The organism is Helicobacter sp. MIT 21-1697, assembly GCF_026241255.1.
Taxonomy (GTDB): Bacteria; Campylobacterota; Campylobacteria; order Campylobacterales; family Helicobacteraceae; genus Helicobacter_C.
The window spans coordinates 35112-51755 of the sequence record NZ_JAPHNC010000008.1; the positions used below are offsets into that span (position 1 = coordinate 35112).

Genomic DNA, 16644 nt, shown 5'->3' on the forward strand with positions numbered 1-16644 from the left:
AAAAACAACTATAACAAAGTTATTTGTTATTTGTGTAAATATAAGAGATGATTTGCATTGAAGAGAGAAGTAGCTTATTTTAAACAATCCCATTGCGATAGAGTGTGCAGAATTCTTGGGCGATTCGTGGGCTGCACGAGCCTTTGATAGCACTAAATTGCAATGCTTTTTGCTTGAGGCTTTCATCAAAAGGCTTGTCAAGAAGTGTTTTTAGAATCTCTATAAATTCAGCACGACTAGGAGCATAAAATCCTAACACAAGTCCAAACCTATCGCTTAGTGAGAGAATCTCATCTTGAGCATCATTAAGATGAAGAGTGTCTTGAGGGTAAGATTCTGTAATGAGATGGCGGTGATTTGAAGTGGTATAAAAAAGGATATTGTGTGCTTTATTTTCAAAAGAGCCTTCAAGAAGTGTTTTGAGCGACTTGTAATGTTCTTCATAAGGAGTAAAACATAAATCATCACATACAATAATAAATTTATAGGGTAATTCTCGCACACAATCTTGCACCATAGGCATAATGCCTAAAGATTCTTTATTGATCTCTATGATGCGTAAAAGTGAAGTGGGGGAGAGCAAATGGCTTAATACAAAGTGAATTGAAGAACTTTTACCACAACCTCTAGCTCCCCATAATAAAGCGTGAGAAGCTTTTTCTCCCCGCATAAAGGCAAATGTATTATTTTTTAAGGCACTTATTTCTTTTTCTAAACCGATAAGTTGAGTGCATCGCTTAAAATCTACAATAGGTTTAAAATATCCATTTAAGTTTTCAAATGCAGGGCGATACACACAGGCAAGATGTTCTTCCCAAGAAAAATCAAAGAGCTTTGGTAGCATTGTTTGTTGTGCGTTTTGAAGTATTTTTGTGCGATGTTAATTTATTGCACTCAAGCGTGATATGAGGTGTTGGCAATGGAGTAAGAGTAATTTTAGCACTTCCTCCCTTTTTGAGTGCGCCAAAGAGTATTTCATCGCTGAGAGCGAGTTTAATTTGGCTGTCTATAATTTTTTTCATTTCACGCGCACCAAGTGCTTTGTCCATACTTTGTGAAGCAAGGTAATTGAGTGCTTTGGAATCTATCTTAAGGTGAATATGCCGTGCTTTAAGTGAAGTAGCAAGGTCATTAATGTATTTTTGCGCAATAAGCTTGTATTGTTCAAAGCCAAGCGGATTAAATGCAATGATTCTATCAATGCGACTACGCAATTCAGGTGAAAAGAGTGATTTGATTGCTGTGTGATTTTTACTTTGTGTATTGGCATTAAATCCAAGAGTGTTCGTTTCTTGACTTCCTGCATTGCTTGTCATAATAACAATTACATTTTTAAAATCTGCCCTGTTTCCTGCATTATCTGTTAAGCTTGCCGCATCAAGAATCTGTAATAGAATATTATAAATATCGTGATGAGCTTTTTCTATTTCATCAAATAATAAGACACAATGAGGGGTTTTGCGCACTGCATCTACAAGCAACCCTCCTTGTTCAAAGCCTACATATCCAGCAGGCGCTCCAATAAGGCGTGAGATAGAGTGAGGTTCCATATATTCGCTCATATCAAATTTTACAAAGCCAATACCAAGTATGCGTGCTAACTCTTTTGCAAGTTCTGTTTTCCCCACACCGCTTGGTCCAGCAAATACAAAGCTACCAATAGGCTTGTTACCCTCACTTAAGCCTGCCTTGTTTGTTTTAATGACATTGCTTAGATCATCAATAGCCTTATCTTGTGCGAAAATCCGCTCTTTAAGTTTAATGGAGAGATTTTGCAGAGATTTTCCCTCATCTTTGCTTATAGAGCTTTTAGGAATATGCACGCTTTTGCTAAGAATAGATTCTATATCTTTGATTGTGATAGTTGGGGTAGAATCTATTTTGTTGTGATAGATTCTCATATTTGCTCCCACTTCATCAAGTAAATCAATGGCTTTATCAGGGAGGAATTTATCGCTTACATACCTTGCAGATAAATCTACACACGCTTTGAGGGCATTTTTGGTATATTTAATATGATGATAAGATTCATAAATAGGAGCTAAACCCTCAATAATTTTATAACAATCCTCTAGGCTCGGTTCTTTGACTTCTATCTTGCTAAAGCGACGTGATAAAGCTTTATCTTTGTCAAAATGTGTTTTAAACTCGGCAAATGTAGTTGCTCCAATACATCGCAATGAACCATTAGCAAGGGCGGGCTTAAGGAGGTTTGATGCATCGAGATTTGAACCTGAAGTCGCTCCTGCACCTACAATGGTATGAATCTCATCAATAAAAAGCACACTATGAGGTGTTTGTGTTATTTCTTTCAGTACGCCTTTGAGACGTTTTTCAAAATCGCCACGATATTTGCTCCCTGAAATCATCGCGCCCACATCAAGAGCAAAAATTTGTGCATTATGTAGTACTTTTGGGAGTCGTTTGTGATAAATCTCAAGTGCTAAACCTTCAGCTATCGCAGTTTTTCCTACACCGGGCTCTCCTACGAGGATAGGATTATTTTTTTTGCGCCGAGTGAGAATTTCGCTTACGCGCCAAATTTCTTCCTCTCGTCCAATTACAGGGTCAATCTTTCCTTCTTTGGCAAGAATAGAAAGATTTTTCGTGTATTTGTTTAAATAGCTCTCATTTGTATCCTGTGATGATTCTTTATGCTCTTGGTATATGTCTTGCTCTTGTTCTTGGTGAGTAATGATTTCTAATACACTTAATCTATCTATGCCTTGTGATTTAAGAATCTGTGTGCTAAAACTTTGATTTTCTTCCATAATTGAGGCGAGTAAATCGCCTACATCTATGTTTTGGCGATTACTACTTTGTGCGTGTTTTACCATTGCTTCAATGATTCTATCAAGTGCTGGTGTTTGCTTTGGATTTTTAGTAAGCTCGTGAGAAAAAGGGACATATTTTTGTAAATACAGGTTTGTCATTCGGCGCATTTCTTGGATATTGCCCCCACATTTTTTTAAAATAGACATACCTTGCGTGTTATTTAAGGTAGCAAGAAAAAGATGCTCTGTTGTAAGGATATTATGTCGCATTTCGCGTGCAATATCAATAGATTCATTAAATACAAGTGTAAGATTTTGTCCTATCATTGACACTCCCTAATTAAGGCATTTCCTCTGTAATAACGCGTAAAGGGTATCCGTGCTGTTTTGCCATTTGACTTACAATTTGCATTTTAAGTTCGGCAATATCATAGGTATAGATACCGCATACCCCTTTTCCATCATTATGAATTTTAAGCGTAATTGCCGTGGCTTCATCAGAAGTTTTATCAAACACCTCCATAAGAATGCGTGCTACAAAATCCATTGCTGTCCAATCATCATTTAAAAGCAAAACACGATACATTTTTGGTTCTTCAAGCAGAGTATCTAAGCTTGTTTCAAATGCTGTATGCGCCAAGAGAATCCTTTATGAAGTAAAATATTTTAGAGATTCTATCAAAAATAATACAACAATGTAAAGAATATCAAGGGTAAGCAAGCAAGAGAAAAAGAAAGATGAAAGTATCGTTGGAGATGAGAGAGCATATTTTTACTCTCTCAATATCACCTATGAGTGTATTTTAGCTTCCTTGGCATATTTTTCACCAAGCTCAAAAGCTTTTTTATTTGCTTCTTGAACTTTAGCTGGCACTTTTTCTATCATCGTTTGGAATACAAGATTTCTATCTACACATTGAGTAAAGGTGGTCGTAATAGCAAGTGCTACAACAGATTGCGTTACGACATTGCCCACTTCTTCTTTTGCGATAGTGATGATAGGAATCTCATAAATTTTAAATTTTTTTCTATCTTCTTCGCTTGGTCGCACGAGATTTGGCTCAACAACGATGATACCACCTTCTTTTACACCATTTTTAAAAGAATCATAACTCACTTGTGCTGTGGAGAGCATAAACTCAATTTCACCTTCATTTGCATAAGGATAAAGGATTTCTTCATTGCTCAGTAGAATATCTACTTTTGTTGGTCCTCCACGCACTTGACTTGTGTAGGTTGCAGCTTTTACTCCATAACCTTTATCTTTAATTTGCGCTTCAGCGAGAATCTCTCCTGCCAAAAGCACACCTTGTCCTCCTACGCCTGTAAATCGTAACTGATGCATCATTTTAATGTCCCCCTTTAGCTTGAGCTTTTTTAATTACATCTTCGTATGCTTGACAATATTCAACTCTATCTGTTTGATGCTTGAGGATTCCTGTAGGGAACTTACCTGCGCGTTCTTCAGGTGAGAGCGTGTCAAATTTATTTTTAGACACAAGACGAGATTCTATCCATTTAAGCATAGATGTTGCTTCACCCATTTTATTCTTGCGCCCAAGATTGATATGACAATTACTATGAATATCAAAAAAACTAAATCCTTTATGGGTAAAACCTTCCATAAGGACTTTTTCAAGTTTTTTGGGAGTGAGCACGCTTTCACGCGCAACAAAACTTGCTCCTGCTGCACTTGCCACTTCACAAGGGTCAAAATTAGGGTCAATATTGCCATATTGTGCTGTAACTGTCCAAAAATCTTTAGGTGTAGTAGGTGAAGTTTGAGAATTAGTAAGCCCATAGATGAAGTTATTAATCATCACAAGGTTAAGGTCAATATTGCGCCGACAAGCGTGAATTGTGTGATTTCCACCAATAGCCATAGAATCTCCATCACCAGAGATAACAACTACTTTTTTATCGGGGTTGGCAAGCTTAATGCCCGTAGCATATGCCATTGTTCTGCCGTGTGTGGTATGCACAGTGTTGCAATTCACATATGAAGAGAATCTTCCCGAGCAACCAATCCCGCTTACAATACATACATCATTCATATTCCAGCCAAGTGCATCAATAGCGCGTATTACGCTTTTTAAGATAACACCATCGCCGCAGCCCCAACACCAAAGTGTTGGCATTTTATCCATTCGTAAATATTCTTCGTAATTAAAAGCCATTTTACATCTCCTTGATTGTTGTGATAATCTCTGTGGGTGAAATACTGCGTCCATTAGCCTTGCCTAGAAAAGCAATATCTTTTTGCATAATACGTTCCACCTCTTGTCTGTATTGTCCCTTATTGAGCTCAATCATAAGAATTTTCTCAAATTTTTTGCCTAGTGCCTTAAGTTGTTTTGCGGGGCTAGGCCACATTGTGATAGGACGGAAAAGCCCTACTTTTACACCTTGTTTTCTTAGAGTATGAATAGCCTCTTTTACAGAAAGCGAAACAGAACCATAGGCAATAATAAGAATCTCTGCATCATTTATCTCATATTCTTCATACTCCACAATATCATCAATATGAGATTCAATCTTATTAAAAAGTCTATCAATAAGGTTTTGCGATAGCTTTTCATCTTCAGTTGGGAATCCGCTTGCTCCGTGATGAAGTCCTGTGATATGGTATTTGTAGCCCTTGAAGAACGGATTAAGCACAGCAGGTTTATCTTGTGCAACACCATAAGGCTGATAATCTTTTGGGTCGCCTTTAAATTCTTCGCGATTGTAGATTGTAGGTTTAATATCTTTGAAATCAGGAATGAGCGTTTTGCCGTGCATATGTCCTATTGTTTCATCAAGAAGCAAGAAAACAGGTGTCATATACTTTTCTGCAAGATTAAATGCACGAATAGTTTGTGTATAAGCCTCTTGAAGATTCCCTACTGCAAGTGCGATTGAGCAAAAATCGCCGTGGCTGGGAGATTTAGTTTGGTTAATATCACCTTGCGATACACGTGTAGGCAATCCTGTGGAAGGTCCTCCACGCATTACATCAACTACCACAAGAGGAATTTCAGCCATAAAGCCATAACCAATTTGTTCAGATTTAAGCGATATGCCCGGTCCAGAAGTAGCAGTCATCGCTTTGACACCACTCATTGATGCTCCTAATGCCACAGCAATGCCACTAATTTCATCTTCCATTTGGATAAACTTTCCTCCAATTTTTGGTAGTTCCACACTCATCTCGTGCGCAATTTCACTTGAAGGCGTGATGGGATAGCCACCAAAAAAACGACAACCTGATTCTATCGCAGCTAACGCGACAAGTTCATTTCCTCCTGTAATTAGCTCACGCATTTTCTCTCCTTATATCACCATAAATTTGTTTTCTTTGATTTTTGCAGCGCGTTCTTGCGCTTCTTTGCTGACTTTGGCGAACTTGAATTCTTCCTTATCGGCAACAAAAATTGCAAAATCAGGACAATGCAGCTCGCATTCTCTACAACCAATACAACTCTCTGGATAAGCCACAGAGATGATTTTTCCTAGAACTTTATGTTCATCTTTTTTCATACCCAAAACGCCACTCGGACAGAGCGACACACATACATCACACGCTTTGCAACGTGTCTCATCAACCCATACCGGCACATTTTGCGGTGCTTTTTTGATTCCCATTTCCCTTCCTTTCTCGTTTAGAATAGATGTGTTACTTTAAGATTCTCTGTTTAACAATGCGTTATCTTTAAGAATCTCAACTTGTTGTTTGATACCCTGTGTGGAAATATTTAACATTTCCTGCTCTTGCTGATTCAATGGTAATTCTACAATGTGTTTCACTCCTTTTTTGCCAAGTTTAATTGGAAGCCCAAGATAAATGTCTTTTATTCCATATTCACCCTCTGTAAATACGCTACATACGAGTGTCTCTTCATTTGGGGTGGCAATAGCCTCAAGTATTTTTATCACTCCACTTGCGGGAGCAAAATATGCCGAGCCTTGTTGATAATAATTTACAATTTTAGCTCCGCCACCTTTTGTTTCTCTGATGAGTTCCTCTTGCATTTGAGGGGTAAAAATATCAGTAAAACTTTTACCCTCACAAAGGCAATAACGCAACAAAGGTAACATATCATCACTATGAGCCCCTATTACAAATGATTGTATATGTTTATTAAAATTTCCAAGCATTGCTTTGCTTTCATAGGTAAGTCGTGCGCTATCAAGCACTCCTGCCATACCAATTACACGTTCTTTTTCAAATCCACTCCAATGTTTTGCCACAAGACACATTGCATCAAGTGGGTTTGAAACAATAATCAGTAGTGCTTGAGGAGCAACCCTAGCCACATTTGAGCTAATCTCTCGTAAAATAAACGCATTTTTAAGTAGTAAATCATTACGCGTCATATTAGGAGTGCGTGGGAATCCAGCAGTGATTATTACCACTTCACTATCAGTCATTTCTTCATAAGAATCACAACCCCTGATAAGAGTAGGAATATCAAAAATGGCTGCAGCTTGTGAAATATCAAGCCCCACACCTTTGCAACGAGGAATATCATTGCTAAAAAGGAGAATCTCTCTTGCAATATGTCGCATAGCACCTAAAAATGCAATATGAGAGCCGACATTGCCAGAGCCGCCGATGATAGCGATTTTCCCAAACATTTTTCTTCCTAAAGACTAAAAATATTTTTTGTATAGCTTTTAGAGATTTTTAGATAATACTTAAAAAGTTAAACAAAAAATTTAACTTGCTAACTATGAAACAATTTAACTTAAAAGCAAATAAAACTTAGAAATAGCTACGATGTTCTTCATAAGTTTTACTAAATTTATGTGTGCCTGTAGTTCTATCTCGCACAAAGTAAAGATAATCCACATCAGCAGGTTTGAGCACTGCCTCAATGGCTTGTAAGCTTACACTTCCAGCAGGATAGGGCGGCACACCTTTGTTTTTGTAAGTATTATAGGGCGTATCATCATTGCGAATACGTTCAGGTGTAACTTTAGAGTGTGAATAGTGCCCATAATTAAGTGAGCCGTCCATTTGCAAGGGCATATTTTTTTTGATACGATTAAATACTACGGCTGCTACAATAGGCATTTCTTCATTATTTGCTGCTTCTTTTTGCACCACAGAGGCAATACTTACATTTTTAAACCATTGCTCTTGATTGTAAGAGCCAAGTAGTTTTATTGCATTTTGTTCGTGTCGCTTCATAGAGATTTCATAGAGAATCTTCATTATTTCATCTTCCTTGATACCAACGGGAAGATTATAAGTATCTGGGAAAATTACCCCATCAGGATAGGGGAAATACTTATCATAAGCACTTTGGAGTTCATCTGCAGAGAGATTAAATTTTTGTGCAAGTATGCGAATAAAATAATACAAGGTTTCGCCCGGAATCAGCGTAACTTCTTTAGTAGCAGCTTTTGAGCTTACAAGAGCTTTAAAAAATGCACCTTTAGGTAACAATTCAGATTTCATATCAATATAGCCACTTTGCGGTTGTCCTAAGAAACGAATGAATAGAGCATCTAATTTATTAAGGTGTTGCCCGTTATTATTTAAGTATGTTATAATTCTAGGTAGTGAGCCTTTGGGTAGATTGACTATGCGTTCAGTTTGCACAGGGTGGAGCAAATAAAACAATACGGTTACAACAATAATGATAAAAAAATCCAAAAGCATTGCAAGTATAGTTATTTTTTTACTCATTTTACTTTCGCTTTCAATTATAGGATATAAGGTTCTTTCCAATGGTATTTATAGCCCTTCTATAAGTTTTGGAAAGACTCATATTGAGGGATTGTATCTTAGATTAAATAACAAGTTGGTTTTAGAAGTCCAAAAACTTGATATATCGGCGTGGCAGACTGAAGATAATTCGCAATCGCAAGATAAAAAAGATACATCTATGAGCGCCGATGAGATATTAGGCTGGATTAAGAAGTTTTTATTTGTTACTTCGTATTTTGAAAAGCTTGATATTAAGAATCTTGTTTTAGTAGATAAGCTTCAACGAAGTGTTTATTATGATGGTAAAGAATATGTCATTAATACACCTGCACTTATCGCAAGATTGGGCGTAGAAGATAACAATAAAGTTATAGAACTCTTTATTTATCAATTTGATATTTTGCAATTTGGTTTGCAAATGCAAGGAAAATTTTCTTACCAACCGCTTAAAAAAACACTTGAAATGAGGATCGCAATTTCGCCTCAAGAGCAGACTAATGACCCAGAGCAACCTACACTTTTTGTGCATGGTGTTACAGATTTTCATAAAATCAATATGGAGGCTTCTAGTTCTCATCTTTATAATCTTGAGAGTATTAAGCCCTATATTTTAAAACTCAATAATCCAATACTTAATGATTGGCTGTTTAAAAATGTGCATTATGATGTGTTAAAACTTCATTCTCTTAGATTCCAAAGCACACTTAATAAGCATTTTTTTCCCCAGCTCCAAAAAACGCTTGCTCTTGACTTAGCCATAGAATCTCCAAAAGTTTATCTAGCACCCCATCTTAAGCCTATTGAGGCAACACGTGTGATTTTATATATGCGAGATGAAAAACTCACTTTTTTACTCAAAGAACCATTTTTTACAAATATGAATCTTGATGGCTCTGAAGTTACAATAAGTAATATTTTTACCCAACCTCCTAGCGTTCAAGTTGCCATTCGCTCTCATAATGCTGTGTTGAATAATGAGTTGAGCAATTTGCTCCAAATTTATAATATTAATGTGCCTTTGCGCAGTGTAGATTCTGTCTTAGATGTGAATCTTGATATTGACATACAGAGTAAAGACAAGCAACTCCATACATTTGTCAATGGCAATATTGCTACGCCAAATACGACATTGGACATAGGAGGACAAAAGCTTATAGTGGATAATTTCAACCTTATTTTTGCTAATGCTCCCAATAGGGCTTATGTCCAGCTTCTTAATACAAAGATTAATTATGCTAATGACATTCAAGGCATACTTAATATTTTGTGGAATCTGCAAGATTCTAAGCTACAAGGAAATTTGCTTATTGATAAATTTGCCCTGAGATCACACAATCTCTCTCAAGCTAAGGCTTTACCACAAATATCAAAAGAAAGCGATGAACTGACAAGGCGCATTATTCAAGCTATTTATGACGAATCACAAAAAGGATTGAGCGAAGAGATTCTCAAAATTGATAAAAATAATCTTAAAAAAGTAAGTATTTTCGGAGATTTAGGACAAGATAAAGTTATTACTCTGCCAGATTTTGGTGTGAATATTTACATAGGGGAGGAGAGTGTATTTGAATTGAGTGATATTGCTAAAATTTATCCCTATTCCCCTATTTTGCAATATTTTGGCATACCAAAAGGTTCGCTCAAGCTTTGGACAAAAGATTTTGAAACTATGCGTTTAAGTGCCGAAGTCAATAATTTAACTTATCCACTTTATGATAAAAATGCTCAACGTTTAAGTCATTTTTTTCTTGAAGGAGTAATTGATAAGCGCGGCATATTCATTGGTTCAAAAAATAAAAAATTTATGTTTGTCAAAGAGGGCAATATTGTTAAAGTTATTCTTGATGGTTATAATCTGCGTATTGATGAGGTTTTTTCCAGCAAGATTCCCGCTCTTGCACAGATTAATCAAGAAAATGAGAAAAAAGAGATTCTTACTCCAGAGCAACGTAGAAAACAAGAAGAATTTATTAAAGCAAAACAAAGATATGAGCGCGAAAATAAACTCTCACCACATATTGTTTATCTTGAAACACGCAATATGGATTTTTATCTTAAGCAATATGTGATTCCATCAGATGTTGCATCTGTTGCTTTGCGCGATGGAATGATACGAGCTGATGTTACTTATGGTAATGGAGTGGCAAATGTTGATATGGCATATTCACGAGCAATTTTGCGCTTGAGCAATTTTAGTGCTACATTTCTTAATCGTGTGTGGCAACGTAATATTTTTCGGGGAGGGCTTTTTAATTTTAAGGGTATTTATGACGATGGCACGCTTAAAGGTGAAATTAGTATGCAAAATACGATTTATCAAGATTTGGCTATTGTGCAAAATGTTCTTGCACTTATTGATACAATTCCTGCATTGCTTACTTTTCGCAAACCCGGACTTGGCGCAAATGGTTATGAGATTAAAAATGGTAAAGTGAATCTCCTTATCAATGATGAATATTTGGTGCTTGAGAATATTCATTTGGTGGGCAGTTCTATTGATGTGGAAGGCGGAGGACTTGTTACATTAAAGAATCAGGCACTTGATATAGTCCTAAAAGCCTCTACGCTTAAGACTTTAACAGATATTATTAATACTATTCCATTGCTTAATTATGTCATTTTAGGGAGTGATGGTAAGATAACTACGGGAATTGTGCTCAAGGGCACGCTTGATAATCCAAAGAGTGAAGTAAGTGTTGTTGAAGATATTTTACTTAGCCCCTTTGAAATGGTTGGTAGAATCTTAAAGCCAGTAGATAAACTTTTAAATAATCTTTCCAATGCACTTGATGAAAGTGTAGAATCTATCCCACCAGAGATGTTTGATTCTAGCCAATCACCTCAAAAGTTGGATACAATAGAGTAAGACTAACAAATAAAAATGAGGAGTAATCTTGTTATCTGATTTGAGTTATAATCTTACTCTTCAAAAAAAACACAAAGATAGGGCAAAGGATTCATATGACACTTTATGATTGCAATCTTGGAGAAGAGTGCAAGATAGTGCGCTGTGATACACAAGATAGCGCACTTAAAGATAGGTTTATATCTTTTGGCATAGTGAAAGATAAAATATGTCGTGTAGTGAGGCATTCAATCAATCATTTGGCAGTGGCAGTAGTGATTGAAGGCACACAAGTAGCCTTGCGAGATTCTGAAGCAAAATTAATCATTGTTGAACCCATAAAGTGAAAGCATATCGTGGCAACACAAAAAGTTATAAAAAAACCTATACCTAAGTCAAAGGTTTTCAAAAAGCATAATAAAAAAGACATTGAGATTATTAAATCACGATTTTTAGAACATTATGGCAATGCAAAAACTGAACTCGTGTATCGTAATATTTACGAGTTGCTTGTATGCGTAATGCTTTCGGCTCAATGCACGGATAAGCGTGTGAATCTTGTAACACCAGCATTATTTAAAGCCTATCCAAATGTGGCAGCTTTAAGTCAAGCACATCTTGAAGATATTAAGGTTTTGATTCAATCTGTTTCATTTTTTAACAATAAGGCTAAACATCTTCTCACAATGGCAAATCAAGTAATGAATGATTTTAATGGGCAAATTCCAACCACACAAGCAGAGTTAAAGACTCTTGCGGGTGTGGGGCAAAAAACTGCCAATGTAGTGCTTATAGAATTTTTTGAGCAAAATTATATGGCAGTGGATACACACGTATTTCGTGTTTCCCATCGTTTGGGATTGAGCAGAGCTAAAAGTGCTCTTGAGACAGAAAAGGAGCTTACGCAGGTTTTTAAAACACAGCTTAGCACTCTTCATCAAGCTTTTGTGCTTTTTGGTCGTTATACTTGTAAGGCTTTAAAACCGATATGTGAAAATTGTTTTGTAAGTGAATTTTGTCAAAAAAAATGTAATTTTAAGCCTGCTTAAAATATAAACTTCAATATTTTAATTGTATAGTGTATAATACTTGCTATACAACATTATCTTGTAAAGTAAAGGTGGTTTGGTATGGATATTATTCATCGTAGTTTTTTTGACATTGTGCAAAATAGCATTAATAAAACACCCCACGATTCAATTATGCCGCTTAAAAAGGGGTATTTAAGCAGGATTAGTATGATTGGCACACATAATAATGTATATTTGCTTTTTGACAAGGCTTTTTTGCGTATTTTTTGTGCAGAGTTTTTGGGTGAAGAAAATCCAAATGAACAAGCCTTAGAAGATATGGCAAAAGAGTTGGCAAATCTTACCGTTGGTAGAGCAAAGGTAATGACGCAGGAGCTTGGTAAAAGCTTTAATATTTCTACACCTGATTTTTTGGGGCATCGTTTGATTAAAAATTATGACCACGGATTACACTTTCGGCTTAATAATGGGCGATGTAGTATATATATAAGACGTGTAGATTAATTTTTAGGGAGTTATAATGGCAGGCGAAAGTATTTTAGATAAACAACGTATTCATTCAGCCAAAGAGATAGAACTTGCTACATATCTTGAAGATATGATGAAAAACTATACAGGGCTTTTGGATATGGAGGCATTATTTAATGCCGAGCTTGGCAGCACAAAGATTCCACTTGGTGAGATTTTGCGTTTTGAAAAAGGATCAATTATTGACCTTGGCAAGCCTGCTGGGGAGAGTGTTGAGATTTTCATTAATGGACGTGTGATTGGAAAGGGTGAAGTAATGGTTTATGAACGCAATCTTGCTATTCGTATTAATGAAATTTTAGATTCTAATGCAATTGTGTATTATCTTACACGTGAGAAAAAATAAACTAAGTGAGAGAGACAAATGAGAATTAATATATTTCTCTTGTTGTTTATATTCTTTGCAAATATACTTTACGCTCAAGTGCAAGTGCAAAATATGGAGATAAAACAGGAAAATAATAAGATTGAGTTGATTCTCACGCTCAATGATGTTTATAATAAGCCTCCGCGTTTAAGCTCACAAAATGGATATAGAGGGGTTATATTTCCTGATTTGCAAGCAAAATCGCGGAATGAAAGCTTTAAGAATTTTTTTGTGAATGAAATGCAAATTTTTAATATTCAAAATGATCTTTATGTATTGGGTATCGGGGATACAAAGTTTATAGATGTGAGTGTCAGTAGAGCATCTCGTGCATTTAAAATTACTTTTAATAAAATCACACCTCCACAAAGTGAGATTGAAAAACTCTTAGAAAAACCGCATCAATCACAAGTGCCAATTATTGATCAGATTCCCCAATCTTTAGAATCTCAAAATAAGCAACAACAGAGTATTTTGCCTTTTAAAAATGATATAGGAATTGATACTTGGCGGTATGTCGCAGTTTTAGCCGTGATGAGTGTGCTTGTGCTTGTACTATGGTTTGTTAAACGATATATGATAAATAAAAAGCAGTTTGGGCATTATCTTGCACGTTTTGGCTCTCAAAAAGAAGCATTTGACCCTACCAAAATAGAAGTGGTATCACAAAAAAATCTTGATTCCAAACATCGCATTTTGACCATAGAATCTAATGGCTATCGGTATTTGATACTTATTGGAGCTACAAATACCACTTTGATTGACCGCTATCCTATCCCACAAAATATTAGCACACAAGAAAGATTACGTTTTGATGACCAATTTACGAAGCTTTTAGAGCAAAAGCAAGAACGACTTTCTAAATATCTCCATAATGATAAGTAATGACATATAAAATGCTCACATATTCTCCCTCGCGCCTTTGGCTATGGTTTATTGTATCATTTTTGATTCATATGATTATTATTGTTTTTTTGCTCGTGCATTTTGAACAAATGCAGTTTAAAAAAGGAACTTCTACTGATACGCGTATGAAAGTAGCAGGATTCCAAATTGTAGGTGGCGGAGAGTTAGAATCAACACAAAATACACAGCAGCATTCAGCAAGCCCATTGGAATATTCTCCTACATACATTCCCAAATCCTATGCTCCATTGAGCACTTCGCAGCCTTTTGATTTGAGCTCTTTAAGTCTTTATGATGGCAAAGGCAAAGCACAGCAAACTCTCAAGTCTAAAAGCCATATTAAAGCTCTTGCAAAGTTTCCAAGTGTAGATAACTTTGCACAAAGAGATATTGAAGAGCTTTATGGAGCTGAATTTGGCGATTATGGATTGGCTGAACAAGAGTTTTTAGTGAATCATTTGCGAGATATTGGGCGCATTACACAACGTTATTTGCAGTATCCCCCAAGTGCATTACGTTTAGGGCAGGAAGGTTTAAGCGCGGTGGAATTTTATCTCCACCCTAATGGCGATATTAGCGGACTTAAGGTTATTGTTTCTTCAAATTATATGCTACTAGACCGCAATAGTGAGCGCACGATAGAAATTGCCTATAAAGACTATCCGCGCCCCATAAGCAAAACAAAAATTCGTATTTTTGTCAGTTATGGCATTTCTTACTATAGATATTAGATTCTCACATTGATGAATGCAAAAAATCTGTAAGTATTTGTGCGTGAAGTATGGGCTCAAATTCAAGAATCTCATACTGCGCAAGATTATATTGCGTAAATGGGTCAGCTTCAGCAAAGCTTAAAGCTTCATTTTTGTTGGAAAATTTACCAATAATAATACCTCCATCTTTTGGAATCCTAGGACCAGAGGCAAGTAAAATACCCTTATCATAGCCTTTTTTGAGATAAGCTCGGTGTTCCTCTAACTTTGCAAGCACTTCTTCAAGCGGCTTTGTATAATGCACAAGGCAGACAAATAAATGTGTCATTGTGTTGCTCCTTATTGATTTGATGCTAGAGGTTGAGAATCTTCAGATTCGTTATGAGCGTGGGCTTTGAAAATATCTTGTGAAATTTTATAGCTACAAAATTTTGGACCACACATTGAGCAAAACTCTGCATCTTTAAATACTTCTTGAGGCAAGGCTTCATCGTGGTATTCACGCGCCCTATCTGGGTCTAGGGCGAGTTCAAACTGCCTATTCCAATCAAAGCTATATCTTGCATCGCTCATTGCATCATCTCTATCACGCGCACCTATGCGCCCACGAGCAATATCTGCAGCGTGCGCAGCGATTTTATAGGCTAAAATACCCTCTCGCACATCTTTAGCATTAGGTAAGCCTAGATGTTCCTTTGGTGTTACATAGCAAAGCATAGCCACACCTTTCCACGCCGCGACACACGCTCCAATAGCACTTGCAATATGGTCATATCCTGCCGCAATATCTGTAACTAAGGGTCCTAGCACATAAAAAGGCGCTTGATTACAATATTGCTTTTGAAGTTCAACATTGCGTTCAATTTGATTAAGTGGCACGTGTCCGGGTCCTTCTATCATTACTTGCACATCGGCTTCCCACGCTCTTTTGGCAAGCTCTCCCAATACTTTAAGTTCAGCAAATTGCGCCTCATCGCTTGCATCAGCCAAACAGCCCGGACGCAAAGAATCTCCAAGTGAGAGAGATACATCGTATTCTTGGCAAATTTTAAGAATCTCATCAAAATGCTCATAGAATGGATTTTCTTTATGATAGTGCATCATCCAGCTTGCCATAAGACTACCGCCACGCGAGACAATACCCATTTTTCGCTTAGCGACAAATGGCATATGCGAGAGTAAGAATCCGCAATGAATAGTGAAATAGCTCACGCCTTGCTTGGCTTGTTTTTTAAGCACGGCAAGCATAGTGTCAATATCAAGTTGTAATACATCATTTTTTACATCATAGAGAATCTGATACATTGGCACCGTTCCAATAGGCACACTTGAAGCTTGAATAACTGCAGTGCGTATTTCATCTAAATCCCCACCTGTGCTTAAATCCATAATTGTATCTGCACCATATTTAATAGACACTTTGACTTTTTCTACTTCTTCGTCAATAGAGCTTGCAAGCGAGGAACTACCAATATTTGAATTAATTTTAGTGCGTGTGGCTATACCAATTCCCATAGGTTCAAGATTTGTGTGATTGATATTTGCTGGGATAATCAGCCTTCCACGTTCAATCTCTTGTCGTATAAGTTCAGGGCTTATATTTTCAATATTGGCTACATATTCCATTTCTTTTGTGATCATACCTTTTTTTGCATAATGAAGCTGTGTGCGAATCTTATCATTTGCGCGTTGTTGCACCCATTGTGTTCTCATTGAAAGTCCTCCAAAAATATGATTTAGTTTTAAACTTGCGTTATGCTATTTAAATTTCCAAAATATACCTTA

Annotated in this window: 18 protein-coding genes; 7 read left to right on the top strand and 11 right to left on the bottom strand. The window is 36.5% G+C overall.

The window, feature by feature from the left end:
* Positions 1-79: 79 nt before the first annotated feature.
* The 9 genes from OQH61_RS07855 to mltG form a co-directional block, all read right to left on the bottom strand.
* The gene (locus OQH61_RS07855) at positions 80-844 is read right to left on the bottom strand and encodes an ATP-binding protein (RefSeq protein WP_266026878.1); all 765 of its coding nucleotides are present in this window, start codon (positions 842-844) and stop codon (positions 80-82) included.
* The gene (locus OQH61_RS07860; RefSeq protein ID WP_266026879.1) at positions 825-3101 is read right to left on the bottom strand and encodes an AAA family ATPase; all 2277 of its coding nucleotides are present in this window, start codon (positions 3099-3101) and stop codon (positions 825-827) included. Before OQH61_RS07860 ends, OQH61_RS07855 begins: the two co-directional genes overlap by 20 nt.
* A 13-nt stretch (positions 3102-3114) precedes the next feature.
* The gene (locus tag OQH61_RS07865; RefSeq protein WP_034364865.1) at positions 3115-3414 is read right to left on the bottom strand and encodes an ATP-dependent Clp protease adaptor ClpS; all 300 of its coding nucleotides are present in this window, start codon (positions 3412-3414) and stop codon (positions 3115-3117) included.
* 150 nt (positions 3415-3564) lie between these two features.
* Positions 3565-4122: a 2-oxoacid:acceptor oxidoreductase family protein gene (locus tag OQH61_RS07870; RefSeq protein WP_266026880.1), complete on the bottom strand. Its 558-nt coding sequence runs from the start codon at positions 4120-4122 to the stop codon at positions 3565-3567.
* Position 4123: 1 nt separating this feature from the next.
* On the bottom strand, positions 4124-4951 hold the full coding sequence (locus OQH61_RS07875; protein ID WP_266026881.1) for a 2-oxoglutarate ferredoxin oxidoreductase subunit beta: 828 nt from the start codon (positions 4949-4951) through the stop codon (positions 4124-4126).
* A gap of 1 nt (position 4952) precedes the next feature.
* Entirely contained in the window at positions 4953-6077 is a 1125-nt protein-coding gene (locus OQH61_RS07880; RefSeq protein WP_266026882.1) for a 2-oxoglutarate synthase subunit alpha, read from the bottom strand.
* A gap of 9 nt (positions 6078-6086) precedes the next feature.
* The gene (locus OQH61_RS07885; RefSeq protein ID WP_266026883.1) at positions 6087-6398 is read right to left on the bottom strand and encodes a 4Fe-4S dicluster domain-containing protein; all 312 of its coding nucleotides are present in this window, start codon (positions 6396-6398) and stop codon (positions 6087-6089) included.
* Positions 6399-6434: 36 nt separating this feature from the next.
* Positions 6435-7391 (bottom strand): malate dehydrogenase, encoded by a 957-nt coding sequence (locus OQH61_RS07890; protein WP_266026884.1) that lies wholly within the window; start codon positions 7389-7391, stop codon positions 6435-6437.
* Between the two features lie 127 nt (positions 7392-7518).
* Positions 7519-8448 (bottom strand): endolytic transglycosylase MltG, encoded by a 930-nt coding sequence (gene mltG / locus OQH61_RS07895; RefSeq protein WP_266026885.1) that lies wholly within the window; start codon positions 8446-8448, stop codon positions 7519-7521.
* A gap of 91 nt (positions 8449-8539) precedes the next feature.
* On the opposite strand from mltG, the gene OQH61_RS07900 reads away from it, so the two are divergent.
* The 7 genes from OQH61_RS07900 to OQH61_RS07930 all read left to right on the top strand — a co-directional run bounded on the left by OQH61_RS07900 (position 8540) and on the right by OQH61_RS07930 (position 14877).
* A complete protein-coding gene (locus OQH61_RS07900; RefSeq protein WP_266026886.1) occupies positions 8540-11335 on the top strand; it encodes a DUF3971 domain-containing protein in 2796 nt (931 codons plus the stop codon).
* A gap of 95 nt (positions 11336-11430) precedes the next feature.
* Positions 11431-11661 (top strand): FeoA family protein, encoded by a 231-nt coding sequence (locus OQH61_RS07905; RefSeq protein WP_266026887.1) that lies wholly within the window; start codon positions 11431-11433, stop codon positions 11659-11661.
* Positions 11662-11688: 27 nt separating this feature from the next.
* Positions 11689-12363, top strand: coding sequence for an endonuclease III (gene nth / locus OQH61_RS07910; protein WP_266026906.1), 675 nt, complete (start codon positions 11689-11691; stop codon positions 12361-12363).
* A gap of 81 nt (positions 12364-12444) precedes the next feature.
* The gene (locus tag OQH61_RS07915; RefSeq protein WP_266026888.1) at positions 12445-12849 is read left to right on the top strand and encodes a chemotaxis protein CheX; all 405 of its coding nucleotides are present in this window, start codon (positions 12445-12447) and stop codon (positions 12847-12849) included.
* 16 nt (positions 12850-12865) lie between these two features.
* A complete protein-coding gene (gene fliN, locus OQH61_RS07920) occupies positions 12866-13219 on the top strand; it encodes a flagellar motor switch protein FliN (protein ID WP_011116417.1) in 354 nt (117 codons plus the stop codon).
* 18 nt (positions 13220-13237) lie between these two features.
* Complete coding sequence (locus OQH61_RS07925) at positions 13238-14125, top strand: flagellar biosynthetic protein FliO (RefSeq protein WP_266026889.1); 888 nt, start codon at positions 13238-13240, stop codon at positions 14123-14125.
* Entirely contained in the window at positions 14125-14877 is a 753-nt protein-coding gene (locus OQH61_RS07930) for an energy transducer TonB (protein WP_266026890.1), read from the top strand. Before OQH61_RS07925 ends, OQH61_RS07930 begins: the two co-directional genes overlap by 1 nt.
* A 4-nt stretch (positions 14878-14881) precedes the next feature.
* On the opposite strand, the gene OQH61_RS07935 is transcribed toward OQH61_RS07930, so the two are convergent.
* Positions 14882-15187, bottom strand: coding sequence for a YciI family protein (locus tag OQH61_RS07935; protein ID WP_266026891.1), 306 nt, complete (start codon positions 15185-15187; stop codon positions 14882-14884).
* A gap of 11 nt (positions 15188-15198) precedes the next feature.
* Positions 15199-16572 carry a phosphomethylpyrimidine synthase ThiC gene (gene thiC, locus OQH61_RS07940; RefSeq protein WP_266026892.1) on the bottom strand — a complete coding sequence of 458 codons (1374 nt, stop codon included), beginning with the start codon at positions 16570-16572 and terminating at the stop codon, positions 15199-15201.
* Positions 16573-16644: the final 72 nt, after the last annotated feature.